Annotated in this window: 15 protein-coding genes; 10 read left to right on the top strand and 5 right to left on the bottom strand. The window is 61.2% G+C overall.

All coding sequences use genetic code 11. The features are described from left to right. Window positions 1-60 precede the first annotated feature (60 nt). Complete coding sequence (locus PS14A_RS15255) at window positions 61-1,185, bottom strand: P1 family peptidase (RefSeq protein WP_212616638.1); 1,125 nt, start codon at window positions 1,183-1,185, stop codon at window positions 61-63. 74 nt (window positions 1,186-1,259) lie between these two features. After that, the gene (locus PS14A_RS15250) at window positions 1,260-2,363 is read right to left on the bottom strand and encodes a polyamine ABC transporter substrate-binding protein (protein ID WP_212616637.1); all 1,104 of its coding nucleotides are present in this window, start codon (window positions 2,361-2,363) and stop codon (window positions 1,260-1,262) included. Window positions 2,364-2,474: 111 nt separating this feature from the next. Between PS14A_RS15250 and PS14A_RS15245 the strand changes: the two genes are divergently transcribed. After that, complete coding sequence (locus PS14A_RS15245) at window positions 2,475-3,254, top strand: helix-turn-helix transcriptional regulator (RefSeq protein ID WP_212616636.1); 780 nt, start codon at window positions 2,475-2,477, stop codon at window positions 3,252-3,254. Window positions 3,255-3,375: 121 nt separating this feature from the next. Here the strand turns inward: PS14A_RS15245 and PS14A_RS15240 are convergent, their stop codons facing one another. After that, window positions 3,376-4,317 carry a class I SAM-dependent methyltransferase gene (locus PS14A_RS15240; protein ID WP_212616635.1) on the bottom strand — a complete coding sequence of 314 codons (942 nt, stop codon included), beginning with the start codon at window positions 4,315-4,317 and terminating at the stop codon, window positions 3,376-3,378. Between the two features lie 198 nt (window positions 4,318-4,515). Here PS14A_RS15240 and PS14A_RS15235 point away from each other — a divergent pair, with 198 nt between their 5' ends. From PS14A_RS15235 to PS14A_RS15220, 4 genes are all read left to right on the top strand, one after another. Then, complete coding sequence (locus PS14A_RS15235; protein ID WP_129998415.1) at window positions 4,516-4,929, top strand: response regulator; 414 nt, start codon at window positions 4,516-4,518, stop codon at window positions 4,927-4,929. Window positions 4,930-4,985: 56 nt separating this feature from the next. After that, window positions 4,986-5,654 (top strand): HAD-IA family hydrolase, encoded by a 669-nt coding sequence (locus PS14A_RS15230; RefSeq protein WP_212616634.1) that lies wholly within the window; start codon window positions 4,986-4,988, stop codon window positions 5,652-5,654. A gap of 375 nt (window positions 5,655-6,029) precedes the next feature. Further along, window positions 6,030-6,827, top strand: coding sequence for an SDR family oxidoreductase (locus PS14A_RS15225; protein WP_212616633.1), 798 nt, complete (start codon window positions 6,030-6,032; stop codon window positions 6,825-6,827). Window positions 6,828-6,848: 21 nt separating this feature from the next. Further along, window positions 6,849-7,259, top strand: a complete 411-nt coding sequence (locus tag PS14A_RS15220; RefSeq protein WP_137214825.1) for an SRPBCC family protein — start codon at window positions 6,849-6,851, stop codon at window positions 7,257-7,259. A gap of 142 nt (window positions 7,260-7,401) precedes the next feature. Here the strand turns inward: PS14A_RS15220 and PS14A_RS15215 are convergent, their stop codons facing one another. Together PS14A_RS15215 and PS14A_RS15210 are read right to left on the bottom strand one after the other, a co-directional pair. Further along, window positions 7,402-8,796: a HAMP domain-containing sensor histidine kinase gene (locus tag PS14A_RS15215; protein WP_123442155.1), complete on the bottom strand. Its 1,395-nt coding sequence runs from the start codon at window positions 8,794-8,796 to the stop codon at window positions 7,402-7,404. After that, window positions 8,774-9,457, bottom strand: coding sequence for a response regulator transcription factor (locus tag PS14A_RS15210; RefSeq protein WP_016775228.1), 684 nt, complete (start codon window positions 9,455-9,457; stop codon window positions 8,774-8,776). The genes PS14A_RS15215 and PS14A_RS15210 overlap by 23 nt, the downstream gene beginning before the upstream one ends. A 308-nt stretch (window positions 9,458-9,765) precedes the next feature. Here PS14A_RS15210 and PS14A_RS15205 point away from each other — a divergent pair, with 308 nt between their 5' ends. From PS14A_RS15205 to hcnC, 5 genes are all read left to right on the top strand, one after another. Then, window positions 9,766-10,695, top strand: a complete 930-nt coding sequence (locus tag PS14A_RS15205) for a hypothetical protein (RefSeq protein ID WP_212616632.1) — start codon at window positions 9,766-9,768, stop codon at window positions 10,693-10,695. Window positions 10,696-10,915: 220 nt separating this feature from the next. After that, complete coding sequence (locus PS14A_RS15200) at window positions 10,916-11,455, top strand: hypothetical protein (protein ID WP_212616631.1); 540 nt, start codon at window positions 10,916-10,918, stop codon at window positions 11,453-11,455. A gap of 237 nt (window positions 11,456-11,692) precedes the next feature. Then, on the top strand, window positions 11,693-12,007 hold the full coding sequence (locus PS14A_RS15195; protein WP_130910256.1) for a (2Fe-2S)-binding protein: 315 nt from the start codon (window positions 11,693-11,695) through the stop codon (window positions 12,005-12,007). After that, window positions 12,004-13,413: a cyanide-forming glycine dehydrogenase subunit HcnB gene (gene hcnB / locus PS14A_RS15190; RefSeq protein ID WP_212616630.1), complete on the top strand. Its 1,410-nt coding sequence runs from the start codon at window positions 12,004-12,006 to the stop codon at window positions 13,411-13,413. The genes PS14A_RS15195 and hcnB overlap by 4 nt, the downstream gene beginning before the upstream one ends. Next, window positions 13,406-14,665: a cyanide-forming glycine dehydrogenase subunit HcnC gene (hcnC, locus tag PS14A_RS15185; protein WP_212616629.1), complete on the top strand. Its 1,260-nt coding sequence runs from the start codon at window positions 13,406-13,408 to the stop codon at window positions 14,663-14,665. Before hcnB ends, hcnC begins: the two co-directional genes overlap by 8 nt. Window positions 14,666-14,685 lie beyond the last annotated feature (20 nt).

The following is a 14,685-nucleotide window of genomic DNA, read 5'->3' as shown; positions in this document are numbered from 1 at the left end:
ATCCTAGGAGCGTGCAACGGACGACTCAAGTACCGCCAGTCGTCCTTGCACAATGCCGGTTCATGCCGGACGCGATCCCGGCCAACCGGATTTTTTCAGCGCCGCCAGAAGCGTCTGCCCATCCAGGCCCGGCACCGAATGGCCGTTGCCCTCGCTGCTGTCGCTAGCGAGCAGGGAATTGATGATCGCTTCTTCAACGGCTTCGGTCGCGGCCAGGAACAGCTCGCTGATGTGGTCGTTGTTGACCATGCGCAAACCGTCGCAGGTGGCTGCGCGTTTAGCCTCGTAAGCCGCAGGCGGGACGTGATCATTGCCAGTGGCGAAGGCAATGAAGATGTCGCCGCTGTGGTCTTCGTTACCGCCGCCGGTACGCGCCAGACCCAGGCTGGCACGCTGGGCCAGACGCGTGCATTGATGGGGCAGCAGCGGCGCATCAGTCGCCAGGCAGACGACGATCGAGCCCATGCCCGGGTGCGGCAGCGCTGCCCGCAGGAACGGTGAATCCTTCTGTTCCATATAGCGCCCGACCGGGTAACCATCGACGCGTAATTCACTGCGAATGCCGTGGTTGGCCTGCACGATCGCGCCAACGGTCCAGCCTCCCTGGGCAGCACTCAAACGGCGCGATGCGGTGCCGATACCGCCCTTGAACTCATGGCAGATCATGCCGCTGCCACCACCCACTGCACCTTCGAGCACCGGCCCATCAACGGCGACGTTCAGCGCCTCGGCGACATGCTCGGGTTTGACGTGAAAGCCGTTGATGTCATTGAGCAGTCCATCGAAGGTCTCCAGCACCACCGGCATATTCCAGTAAAGCCGCCCGTCATCCGGCTGTTGCTCACGGTCCAGCACAATCAGCGCATCCCGCACCACACCCAGGCTGTGGGTGTTGGTAAAGGCAATCGGACTGGTCAGCAGACCGGCCTCGCGAATCCATTCCAGGCCGGTCGCATCACCGTTGCCATTGAGTACATGCACGCCGGCAAAGCACGGTTGCTGGCTGGTCGAGCCGGGGCGCGGCTCGATCAGCGTGACGCCGGTGCAGATGTCACGGCCGCTGCTGCTGCGACCACGTACATTGCTGTGACCGACGCGCACCCCCGGCACATCGGTAATGGCGTTGAGCGGGCCGGGTTGCATCTGGCCAATGAGGATATCGATATCACGGGCACGCGGATTCATAAGATTCAGTCTCTTCATTCAAAAAGGTCGGGCGGCTTACCGCTCGGATGAGGCAGGCAGATTTCTTGCGCGGGTTACTGGCCGTTCTTGACCTTGCTCCACACCCGCGTACGCACGCGTTCGACGGCTTTGGGCAAGGGTTCGAGGGTGTAGAGGGTGGCCATGGCGGCAGGGGACGGGTAGACCGCCGGGTTGTCGCGAGTTGCTTGTGCCACCAGCGCTGTCGCGGCGCGATTGCCGTTCGGGTACGACAGGTGATCACTGACCGGCGCGATCACCTCCGGTCGCAGCAGGTAATCGATAAACGCCAGGCCTTGGGCGCGATTGGGGGCGTCCTTGAGCAGCACCAAGGTATCGAACCAGACTGGCGCGCCTTCCTTTGGCAGGCTGTAGGCGATTTTCACGCCGTTGTTGGCCTGCTCGGCGTTGGTCTTGGCTTCGAGCATCGCCCCGGACCAGCCAACCGCCACGCAAATGTTGCCGTTGGACAGATCGCTGATGAATTTCGAGGAGTTGAAGTGGGCGATGTGCGGACGCAGCTTGAGCAGCAGTGCTTCGGCTTTTTTGTAGTCTTCGGGGTTGGTGCTGTTCGGCGGCAAGCCCAGGTAATGCAGGGCGACCGGCAGCATTTCCGACGGCGAATCGAGCATCGCCACGCCGCACTCGGCCAGTTTGGCCAGATTGGCTTCGTTGAACAGCAACTCCCAGGAATCCACCGGCGCTTTGTCACCCAGCGCGGCGCGAACTTTGTCGACGTTGTAGCCGATGCCGTTGGTGCCCCACAGGTAAGGCACGGCGTATTGATTGCCCGGATCGTTGACCGCGAGTTTCTTCAACAGATCGGGGTCGAGATTCTGCCAGCCTGGCAGTTGATCGCGAGGCAATGGGGCGAGGGCGCCGGCCTTGATCAGGGTCGGCAGGCTGAAGTTGCTCGCCACGACAACGTCGTAGCCGCTGCGGCTGGTCATCAGTTTGCCTTCGAGCACTTCGGCGCTGTCGAAGGTGTCGTACACCGGCCGGATGCCGCTGTCGCGCTGGAAGTCGTGCAGCGTGTTCGGCCCGATGTAGTCGTACCAGTTGTAGACATGCACGCTCGGCACGTCGGCTGCCATGGCGGCCGAGGAGAGACAAAAACAGGCCAGCAGGCCCGGGTTGATAGATCCACGGTGACGACGCATGATGCGGCACTCCTGGCCTGTCGCAGGCCGGTGATGAACTGGAGTGGTCAGGCTAACGGGCCGGTCACACCAGCCCCATTCCCATCATGGGTTACTCGAAAGGGGTAGAGCGTGGACGCGTTGTTGCAGGAATTGCCGGTGCATCAGAGTCTGGCACGGGTATTTTCCCACCTCGGGCAGGACGGTTTCTGGCGCGCGCTGGTCGACACCCTGCGCCTGCTGGTGCCGCTGGACAATGCCCTCGTCGCGCTGATGCAGGCCGGCCAGCCGCCGCATTTGTTGATCGACTTCGACAGCAAGGGCTATGCCGACGATCAGCAAGAGCTGGCCGGCTATACCGCCGGCATGTACCTGCTAGATCCGTTCTATCAAGCCGCCGTCAGCGGGATCAGCGACGGCCTGCACAGCCTGGCGTCCGTTGCGCCGGACCAGTTTCTGCACAGCGAGTACTACCAGAGCTACTTTCGTGCCGTGGTGGGCGAGGATGAACTGCAGTTTGTGATCAACGTCGAAGGCGCGGTACTCGGCTTGTCCCTGGGCCGCTCGAGCGCGTTTGGCATGGCCGAGCATGGCCGACTGTTGTGCGTTCGTGACTGGGTATTGGCGGCGATGCATCGCCACATGCAGTTGCTGCCGCCGCAAGGGCCGGTGGCCGAAGCGGTGGTGGGTGATCTGGCGACGCTGCTGGACCGTTTCGATGCCCGGCTGACCGCACGCGAGATCGACACGGCGCGCCTGATCCTGCAGGGCTTTTCCAGCAAGGCGATGGCCCAGCAGATGGGAATTTCGCCGGAGACCGTGAAGGTGCATCGGCGCAATCTCTATCACAAACTCAATGTCACCGGGCATGGTGAGTTGTTTGCGCTGGTGCTGCGGCCGACGGCTTTTTGATCAACGCAGAACTTGTGTGGGAGTGAGCCTGCTTGCGATAGCGGTGTATCAGTCAGCAAATTTTTGTCTGATGTGCCGCTTTCGCGAGCAGGCTCGCTCCCACAGAGGCGGCCCTGGTGTTTCAGCTGATGCGCTGGAAGACGAGGGCTTTCAGGCCGCTCTCTGGATCGATATCGGTAAACTCCGGCGGATTGTCCAGCCGATGATCGAAGCGCAGGCTCGGCGCTTCCTGGGTCACGCCATCAATGAGAAAGTCGGAACCGAACGACGGGTCGTTCATGCACGCCAGCACGGTGCCTTGCGCGGTTAGCAGTTCCGGCAAGCGGCGCAACACTCGTTGATAGTCCTTGGTCAGCAAAAAGCTGCCTTTCTGAAACGACGGCGGGTCGATGATCACCAGATCGTACGGGCCGCTGTTGATCACTTTGCCCCAGGATTTGAACAGGTCGTGACCGAGAAAGCTGACCTTGCTCAGGTCGTGGCCGTTCAGGCGGTGATTGTCGCGACCTCGGCTCAGCGCGGCGCGGGACATATCGAGGTTGACCACATGGCTGGCGCCGCCCTCGATTGCCGCTACGGAAAAACCGCAGGTGTAGGCGAACAGGTTCAACACCCGCTTGCCCGCCGCTTGTTCGCGCACCCAGTTACGTCCGTAGCGCATGTCGAGAAACAGCCCGGTGTTCTGCTTGCGTCCCAAGTCGACGCGGAACTGCAAGCCACCTTCGATGATGGTCATTTCCTCGATTTCCTCGCCGATCAGCCATTCGGCCGTGCTTTGCGGCAGGTAACGGTGCTGGATCAGCAAAGTGTACGCGCCGGACTGCTGCCATTCGGCCGAGGCGGCGAGTCGCAGCAGTAAATCCCGCAGATCCTGCAGTTGCTCAGGCGCCGGTTCCTTGAACAGCGACACCAGCACCACACCCTTCAACCAGTCCACGGTCAGTTGCTCCAGCCCCGGCCAGCAGCGTCCGCGCCCGTGAAGCAAACGACGGGTTTCGCTGGGTGCCGCCGCCAGTGCGGGCAGCAATTGGGCGTGGAGGGTGGCGAGGGCTTCAGGGGTCATGGATTACGGTTCGGCCGTTCAAAGGGCCGGCATTTTAACCACAAATGAAGGTTTCAGACGGGCGCTGCGCTTCGAAAAACAACACCTTGGCGAAATCTGCTGTATCAAAAGTGAATTTCTACAAGGCGCGCTGCTCATACCTGATAAGCAGCGGATTCAAACCGCTTATCAAAAATGTAATTCGGGGGAGTGCTGTTCATGTGCCCTACACCTACGTCGAGCGCGCACCTTCCTGGCGGGTTGATTCTGGTTGTCGAGGACGATCCGTTGATTCTGGAGTTCCTTTGCGAAATTCTCCAGGAGGAAGGGTTCAAGGTCGAACCGCAAACCAGCGCCGACGCCGCCTCACTGTATCTGGAAAAACATGCAGCCGACGTTGCGCTGCTGCTGACCGACATCACCATGCCCGGCACGCTTAACGGCGCGGACCTGGCCAATCTGTTCGGCGACCGCTGGCCGGACAAGCCGGTGATGGTCATGTCCGGCTATGAAACGCCCGAGACCTCCGGGGTCAAGCATTCGGTAGCGTTCATCAAGAAGCCGTGGGCGATCGGACAGTTGCTCGACTGTGTGGAAAGTGCGTTCAAATCCAAAGCGCCGCAGTTGCACTGACAAGTGCTACATTGCCGGGCCAGGCTGCCCGGCCAACTGTCAGAGGATTTGTTCTTTTGTCTGCACAAGCATCGGTTTTTGATCGCGCGTTCGGCGCGTTCCTGTTCGACATGGACGGCACCGTCCTTAACTCCATCGCTGCCGCCGAGCGCATCTGGTCAGCGTGGGCGGTGCGCCATGGCGTTGATGTCGCGACGTTTTTGCCGACCATCCATGGCGCGCGGGCGATCGACACCATCACCCGGCTGAATCTGCCGGGGCTGGATGCCGAGGAACAAGCGGCGTTCATCACCGCAGCGGAAATCAATGACGTTGAAGGCATTGTCGAGATTCCTGCGGCGGCAGCCTTTCTCAACGCGCTGCCGAAAAATCGTTGGGCGATGGTGACGTCGGCGCCTCGCGATCTGGCGTTGCGGCGGATGGCGGCGGCGGGGATTCCCGAGCCGGCGGTAATGATAACGGCGGAAGATGTGAAGGCTGGCAAGCCTGATCCTTCGGGTTATCTTTTGGCGGCGAAAAAGCTCGGTGTCGAGCCGGCAGACTGTCTGATTTTTGAAGACGCCACGGTTGGTATTCAGGCTGCGGAAGCGGCGGGCGCGGCGTTGATGATCATCACCACCACGCACCAGCACCCGATCGAAACGGCGCATGCGACGTTGGCCAGTTACGATGCGATTAGCGTCAGGGTCGGCGCCGATGGTCTGCTTCGTCTGACGGAAATCTGATCTGTTCCGAAATTCCCCTCACCCTAGCCCTCTCCCGGAGGGAGAGGGGACTGACCGGGGGATATTCAGGTAATACGCCGACGTGAAAGGTCTTCTCTGAATCCATAATCGCTATGGTCTTTCAGGTCGAGGGCAAACTCAGCACAACTCGATCGGTTCCCTCTCCCCCGGGAGAGGGCTAGGGTGAGGGGCTACGGTCTGCCAGACACAGGGGATCGTCGATCAAACAACATCCCCGTCACCGGTCGGCAGCTCAACCATGCCGGCAATATCGCAACTACGCTGATCCATGCTTCTGAAATCGCCGCCGAGTTCGAGCCCTTAACAGGCATCGACCGTCCGGCGAGATCCCTTGCCCACCGATGAGGTAAACGCATGAAGATCGATCTGAGTGGAAAACTGGCCATTGTCAGCGGCAGTACCGGCGGCATCGGCCTGGGCATCAGCCAGTCGCTGGCCGAAGCCGGGGCGACGGTCGTGGTGGTCGGTCGTGACACGGCCAAGGTCGAGCAAGCGCTGTCGAGCATTCGCCAAGCCGTGCCGGAGGCGCAACTGCGTAGCCTGACCGCCGATCTGGGCACGGCCGAGGGCGCGGAAAAGCTTTTCGCCGCCGAACCGCGCGCGGACATTCTGGTCAACAACCTCGGCATCTTCAACGACGTCGATTTCTTCGAGACACCCGACAGCGAGTGGACGCGCTTCTACGAGGTCAACGTGATTTCCGGCGTGCGTCTGGCGCGGCATTACGTGCCGGCGATGGTCGAGCAGGGTTGGGGACGGGTGATCTTTCTGTCATCGGAATCCGGCGTGGCGACGCCGGCTGACATGCTCAATTACGGCGTGACCAAAAGCGCCAACCTCGCGGTGTCCCACGGCCTGGCCAAACGTCTGGCTGGTACCGGGGTCACGGTCAATGCGATCCTGCCGGGGCCGACTTTCACCGATGGCCTGCAGGACATGCTCAAGGACGCGGCCGCCGCATCCGGGCGCGACCTGCGTGACGAAGCCGACGCCTTTGTGCGCAAAGCCCGTCCGACCTCGATCATCCAGCGCGTAGCGGATGTTGCGGAGGTGGCGCATCTGGTCACCTACATTGCTTCACCGCTGTCCTCGGCCACCACAGGCGCGGCGTTGCGCGTCGATGGCGGTGTGGTCGACAGCCTGACGATCTGAATTTTCCAAAAGAGAGGTTTTATGCCAACTGCATCCGCAACCATCGACATCCCGGCCTCGGCCGATCAGGTCTGGCAATTGATCGGCGGCTTCAACACGCTGCCGGACTGGCTGCCTTTAATTACCAACAGTGAACTGAGCGAAGGCGGGCGGGTGCGCACGCTGAAAACTGCTGACGGGGGTGTGGTCGTCGAACGTCTGCAGACATTCGATAACGCCGCAAAAACCTACAGCTATTCGATTGAACAGGCACCGTTTCCGGCCAGCGATTATCTGGCGACGATCAAGGTTGAAGCCCAGGGGCAGGGCTCGCGTGTGACGTGGTCGGGGCGCTTCAATGCGCTCGGCGTGAGCGATGAAGAAGTGGTGGCGTTGTTCAATGGCATCTACCAGGGCGGGCTCGAAGCCTTGCGGGCGAACTACCCGACCTGATTGATTCACACAGCGCCTATGAAGCATGGGACTTCCTGTGGGAGCGAGCCTGCTCGCGAAGGCGTCAGGTCAGTCAACATTGCTGTGACTGAACCACCGCATTCGCGAGCAGGCTCGCTCCCACAGGGTGGATTGCATTCCCTCAGGCCTGGCTGATCAAACTCTGCCGACAATCCAGCACCAGTTTCGCCCCGCCCAGATCGCTGCTGCCGACTTCAAGACTGAAGCCATGCAAGCTGACAATCGCCGCGACGATCGACAGCCCCAGTCCAAAACCACTTTGTGGCTGGCCGCCCTCGGTGCGATAGAAACGCTGGAACACCGCCTCACGTTCCGCCTCGGGAATCCCCGGTCCTGAGTCGTGAACCTCGATCCGCGTCTGCCCATTCGCATTGACCCCACGCAACATCACCGTGCCGCCGGGCGGGGTGAATTTGATCGAGTTGCTCAGCAGATTCGCCAGCGCTTCGAACAGCAGCGCGCGGTCGCCATTGAGCGGCGGCAGTGTCTCCGGCATGTTCAACTGAAAGCGCAGATCGCCTTCCTCGGCCAGCGGCAGATAGAACTCGTGCAATTCCTCCAGCAAACGCACCGGATCAAGTTCGACGAAACCTGAGCGGCGCTGGCGATCTTCCAGTTCGGAAATCCGCAGCAAGCCGCGAAAGCGCGCCATCAGCGTGTCCGCCTCAGCCAGTACCAGATCCAGTTGCGCCGCTTCCTGCGAACCTTCGCCGGCCTGTTGCTGCATGCGATACAACTGCGCGCGCAAGCGGGTCAGGGGAGTGCGCAAGTCGTGGGCGATGTTGTCGCAGACGCCTTTGACCTCGTTCATCAAGCGCTCGATGCGCTCAAGCATGGCGTTGACGATGGCGGCGAGCATGTCCAGTTCATCGCGGCGATTGGACAGCGGCAAGCGGTGCGTCAGGTCGCCGGCAACGATGGCCTGGGCGCTGTTCTGGATCGCGCGGATGCGCTGCAACGGTCGACGCCGCAGCAGGTGCCAACCGGCGACCCCGGGAATGATCGTCAGCGACACGCCCCAGAACAACGCGTGCAAGATGATCCGCGTCACCGCGAACAGCGAGCCGTTGTCACGCAGCAGCACCAGCCAGCGACCGTCGCGAGTCTGGGTGGCCACGGCATCGCAGCTGTCGCTCGGCAGGGTCGGGTCATCGGAATCGGCGCACTCGGCGAGCATATGGATCTTGCCGTCGAGCGGCAGTCCTTCGGGAATTTGCTGAAGTGCGCCGCCCAGGTAAACGCCGTCAGCGCTGAACAGACCATAGGCGTCGATACCACGAATATCGAAGGTCATGCTGGCGGCGAGGGCGTCTTCGAGTTGCTCGCCGCGAAAGTGCGAAAACAGGTGCTGGCGTTGCATCAACGAATGTTTGGCCAGTTTGTCGAGGTAGCCGGATACCTCGTAGTACATGACCCCCATGAGGATCGCGCTCCACGCCACGAACAGCGAGCTGTACAGCGCCAGCAAGCGGCTGCTGGACGAGCGCCAGCCGTCAGACGGGTTCGGCAATGACATAGCCGGAGCCCCGTACCGTGCGGATCAGCGGAACGTTGCCGGCTGCGTCGATCTTCTTGCGCAGACGGCCGATGTGCACGTCGATCAGGTTGGTGCCCGGGTCGAAGTGATAACCCCAGACCTCTTCGAAAATCATCATCCGCGAGAGAATCTGGCCGCTGTTGCGCATCAGGAACTCGAGCAGTTTGTATTCGGTGGGCAACAGCGTCAGCACCTGCCCGGCGCGGCGGGCTTCATGGCTGATCAGGTCGAGTTCGAGGTCAGCGACGTTTAACGTCGTGGCCTGGGTGGCGACGCTGTTCTGCCGGCGCAGCAAAACCTCAACCCGCGCGGCCATTTCATCGGTGGCGAACGGTTTGGTCAGGTAGTCATCGCCACCGGCGCGCAAACCGCGCACGCGCTCATCGACATCGGAGAGGGCGCTGATCATCAGAATCGGCGTCGCCACGCCCATGGTGCGCAGGGTGGTGACGATGGCCAGACCATCCAGCTCGGGCAACATGCGATCGAGGGTGATCAGGTCGTAGTTACCGCTGACGGCACGGTCCAGACCTTCGCGGCCATTGTCGACCCAGTCGACGTCCAGCCCGTGGCTGCTGAGTTCGGCAACGATTTCCCGCGCGGTCACGGCGTCGTCTTCGATGGTCAAGATACGAGTCATAGGCAGGCCTGCTGATCGGTTCAAACGGAATGGCAGCATTTTGCCAAGAATTTACCGTGACGCTTTAAATTAACTTTCATCTTCGTTGCGACGGTGAATCGGAACTGATCGGATTTGGCAGTCATTCATCAATGCAGAAAACCCGCAGGCGCTGACGGTTTATTGCAAATTGCACGGATCAGCGAAGTTCAAACTTTCTAACGTGTTGAAAATAAAGGGTTTATTTAGTTTCTGTAACTGGCACGGTCACTGCAATTCCTCACCTGACGAGTTGTAACACCATTTTTCATGCCTGGAGCAGTACAACAATGAATAGATCCCCTGATGGCTATTATCCTGCCGTGGAAGAGTCGAGCAGCGTCTCAGGCGTGTCCTGGGGCGCGATTTTCGCCGGTGCTGCGGCGGCCGCTGCGCTGTCGATGATTCTCGTGCTGCTCGGTTTCGGTCTGGGCTTCTCGGCTGTTTCACCGTGGGCCGGAGAGGGCGTCACCGCCAAGGGCCTGGGCATTTCGACGATTGTCTGGCTGGCTGTGACGCAGATCATTGCTTCCGGCATGGGCGGCTACATTGCCGGTCGTCTGCGGGTGAAATGGGCGAACATGCACGGTGACGAAGTCTACTTCCGCGACACCGCCCACGGCTTCCTCGCCTGGTGCGTCGCCACGCTGGTCACCGCTGTGCTGGTGGTCGGTTCGGTCAGCAGCGTCGTCAGCGGCGGTGTGCAGGCTGGGGCTAACGTCGTCGGCGGTGCTGCCGGTGCCATGAGCCAGGCTGCCGGTTCTGCCGCAGCCAATACTGACAGCGATCAGTACGGCTACTTCGTCGACAGCCTGTTCCGTGACGACCGTCCGGCAGCCGTCAGCGATGACGCCGCACGCGGCACCGTGACCCGCATCTTCGCCCAGAGCCTGGCCAACGGTCAGCTCAGCGCCGAAGACCGCACCTACCTCGCACAACTGGTGTCGCAACGTACCAACCTGAGCCAGGCCGATGCTGAACGTCGTGTCGACGAAATCTACGCCAACACCCAGAAAGCCATCGCCGACGCGAAACTGAAAGCCCAGCAAGCTGCCGACACCGCCGCGAAAGTCGCTGCCTACACCTCGCTGTGGATGTTCGTCGCGCTGCTGGCCGGTGCGTTCTTTGCCAGCCTCGCAGCCACCTTCGGCGGTCGTCGTCGCGATGCGGTCGAGTACGTTGAAGTCGACACCTACACCACTACCACTCCGGTCCGTTAAAAAGGAGAGTCACCATGCGCTCATTACTGCTGTTCTTCCTCGGCGTACCGATCCCGATCATCATCCTGATCGCCCTGTTCGTGCACTGATCCCTCTGAGGCAGGATGCCTCTGCCGCTTTCATCTTCGGGTGAAAGCGGCTTTTTGCTTTCTGCGCGGTCAACAGCGAAAATCCCCGGGCAAAGCGGGCGGTCCGCTTTATCTCTTTTAAGGATGATCAGTTGGACAAGAAGGAAATCAAACGCCAAGTTGGCGCAATGCTCGCTGCCGGACATGCCCGGGCGGAAACCTTCAATGCCCTGGCGGGGGGCAGCGTGAAGGATCGAGTATTAGCGACCTGGATCGGCGCGTACCCGGATCCGTTCCTCAGAAAACGGCATTTGGTCAAAGTCAATGTGCTGGTGACGCTGATGGGCATTATGGGGCTGCTGGGAACGATTGCCGGACTGCTTCAGATCAATGACGGCGGCATCGCCATGGCGCTGCTCATGGTGTCGATTGTCGGCGTGATCCCGTTCTTGTTTGCGTGGGGCTTCTACAAGGGAGCCGCAGTGGTTTACACGATCTATATCACTTTCACGATCAGCCAGATTCCTCGTGAATTCGTAGGCTTCAGCGAAGAGCCTGTGTCGACTGTGCTCGGTGCAGTCTTCATTCTGGCCATGGTGCTCTACGCGGCGTGGGTCAAATCGCTGCTGTTTCCGGACCTGGCATTGATCGGCGCAAAGAAGATCAAAGGCCAGTACGTCTTCTCCAACTAACCGTTTCCATCCCGCCATTTTCACTGGCCTGGATCAATATTTCCCCTGGCGATCTCGCCTACCGTAAATGATCCAGGTCTTTGCTGAGGTATGAGCTACAGTGCTTGTCGCGCACCTTGTTGCGCTGACGAAGCATCCGCGTCGACGTTAAAACACAGCAAGAAAAGCGTCGACGAGGCGTAGTGCAGCAAGGAGCTGTCACAACCTCAACTGAATCTTCACGGACGAACACCGTAAATGAACTGCCTAGAAAGAACCTTCGATATCCAGCCCTTGGTGCAGGCGGACATGACCGTGCACATCAACGGTCAAGCGGTCAGCGCCGCCATCGGCGAAACCGTTCTCAGCGTCATCCAGTCCCTCGGCGTGCGCCAGGTTGCACGCAACGATCACGATCAGATCAGCGGCGCCTATTGCGGCATGGGCGTGTGCCAGTGCTGCCTGGTGAAAATCAACGGTCGGCACAAACGCCGCGCCTGCCAGACCGTGGTCCGCGACGGTATGCAGATCGAAACCCGAGTCAACCGCGTCGTCGCGCAGGAGGTTGTATGAGCCTGCAACCGTTGATCGTTGGCGGCGGGCCGGCGGGGATGGCGGCGGCCATCGAACTGGCGCGCCACGGCGTGCGCTGCACCTTGCTCGAAGAGGCTTCGCGCCTCGGCGGCGTGGTCTATCGCGGGCCGCTGCGTGATGGTGTGCAACTGGATTATCTCGGGCCGCGTTATTCCGAAGCACTGGACAAACTGCACGGCGAATTTCAGCAGCAGTCAGGGCTGATCGACGTACGCCTCAACCATCGCGTGGTCGGCGCTGAAGGCACCCGCGCAGTGGTGGTGCTCGATGGCGATGAACAGCTGCACGAGATCGCTTATCCGCAACTGCTGCTGGCCGCCGGTTGCCATGAACGCAGCGTACCGTTTCCCGGCTGGACGTTGCCGGGAGTGATCCTGCTCGGCGGCCTGCAGTTGCAGATCAAGAGTGGCGTGGTCAAGCCGCAAGGGCCGGTGATCATCGCCGGCACTGGGCCGTTGCTGCCGCTTGTCGCGACCCAGTTACATGCGTCTGGCGTGCGCGTCGCCGGCGTCTATGAGGCTTGCGCATTCGGCAAGATCGCCCGCGAGAGTCTGGCGCTGCTGAACAAGCCGCAGCTGTTCCTCGACGGCTTGAGCATGCTCGCTTACCTCAAGTTGCACGGTATCCCGATGAACTACGGCTGGGGCGTGGTCGAAGCCCACGGCGAGGGCGAATTGAAAAGCGTCAGCGTCGCGCCGTATTCGTCGACGTGGGAGGCGGATCTGTCGCGGGTGGAGCGTTTCGAAGCGCAGACGCTGGCGGTCGGTTACGGTTTTATTCCGCGCACGCAATTGAGCCAGCAGATGTGCCTTGATCACGGCTTCAGCGCCGATGGCTACCTGCGTGCCCACGCCAATGTCTGGCAGCAAAGCAGCGTGGCGCATGTGCATCTGGCCGGCGACATGGGCGGGATCCGCGGCGGTGAAGCGGCGATGCTGGCGGGCAAGATCGCCGCCACTTCGATCCTGCTGCAACGCGGTGTGCTCGACGCCGAGCTGGCTCGGGTGCGCCGTGACCGCTACGCGAGCAAGTTCAGAGCCATCGTGCGCTTTCGTGCGGCGGTGGATCGCTACACCGAGCGCGGCGTAGGTCAGACTGCTTTGCCCGCAGCCGACACGGTGATCTGCCGCTGCGAACATGCGACCCGCGCCGACATCGATCTGGCGCTGGAGCAGGGTGTGCAAGACATCGCCAGCCTGAAAATGCGCACCCGCGTGAGCATGGGCGATTGTCAGGGGCGGATGTGCGTCGGCTATTGCAGCGATCGCTTGCGCCAGGCCACCGGACGTCAGGATGTCGGTTGGCTGCGCCCGCGCTTTCCAATCGATCCGGTGCCGTTTTCCGCGTTCCAGTCTCTCGGCACGGAGGGCGCTTGCCATGAGTAAGTTCTACGACGTGGTCATTGCCGGTGGCGGCGTGATCGGCGCCTCCTGCGCCTACCAATTGTCCAAACGCAAAGATCTCAAGGTGGCATTGATCGACGCCAAGCGCCCCGGCAATGCGACCCGTGCTTCGGCGGGAGGTTTATGGGCGATCGGCGAGTCGGTCGGCCTCGGCTGCGGGGTGATTTTCTTTCGCATGATGTCGGCCAACCGCAAGCGCGAAACCCAGGGCGCAGCGGTGGCGGTGGACGCCAGTACGCCGCATATCTTGCCGGCGTCGTTTTTCGATTTTGCCTTGCAGTCCAACGCGCTGTACCCGGCGCTGCACCGCGAGCTGAAAGACAATCACGGCATGGATTGCAAGTTCGAGAAGACCGGATTGAAATTCGTGATCTATGACGACGAAGATCGGCTCTACGCCGAGCACATCGTCGGCTGCATTCCGCATCTGGCCGATCAGGTGCGCTGGCTCGATCAGGCGGCGTTGCGCGCGGCTGAACCGAGTGTCAGCCATGAGGCGCGCGGGGCGCTGGAGTTTCTCTGCGACCATCAGGTCAGCCCGTTCCGCCTCGCTGACGCCTACATGGAAGGCGCACGGCAGAACGGCGTCGACATCTTCGTCAACACCAACGTCACCGGCGTGTTGCATCACGGCACTCGCGTCACTGGTGTGCAGACAGCGGAGGCGGGGGTGTTTCACTGCAAGACGCTGATCAACGCCGCCGGCGCCTGGGCGGCGGATTTGAGCGAGTGGGCGACGGGAATTCGTATTCCGGTGAAACCGGTGAAAGGGCAGATCCTGCTGACCGAGCGCATGCCGAAAATCCTCAACGGCTGCCTGACTACCAGCGATTGCTACGTGGCGCAAAAGGACAACGGCGAAATCCTTATCGGCAGCACCACCGAAGACAAAGGCTTCGACGTCACCACCACCTACCCGGAAATCGCCGGGCTGGTGCAGGGCGCGGTGCGCTGTCTGCCGGAGCTTGTGGACGTCAATCTGAAGCGCACCTGGGCGGGACTGCGCCCGGGCTCACCGGATGAATTGCCGATCCTCGGGCCGATGCGTGAGGTCGAGGGTTATCTGAATGCTTGCGGGCACTTCCGCACCGGCATTCTGACCTCGGCGATTACCGGTGTGTTGCTGGATAAACTGGTGAATGACGAGCCGCTGCCGCTGGATATCACGCCGTTTCTGGCGGATCGGTTTGCAGTCGCGCCGGTCGAGCCCGCCCCCGCGCTGGAACGGGCCTGACCCAATCCCCTGTGGGAGCG

It is taken from the genome of Pseudomonas sp. 14A (genome assembly GCF_018132745.1).
GTDB classification, from domain to species: Bacteria; Pseudomonadota; Gammaproteobacteria; order Pseudomonadales; family Pseudomonadaceae; genus Aquipseudomonas; species Aquipseudomonas mercuritolerans.
This window is presented reverse-complemented; position numbering and strand designations above follow the sequence as displayed.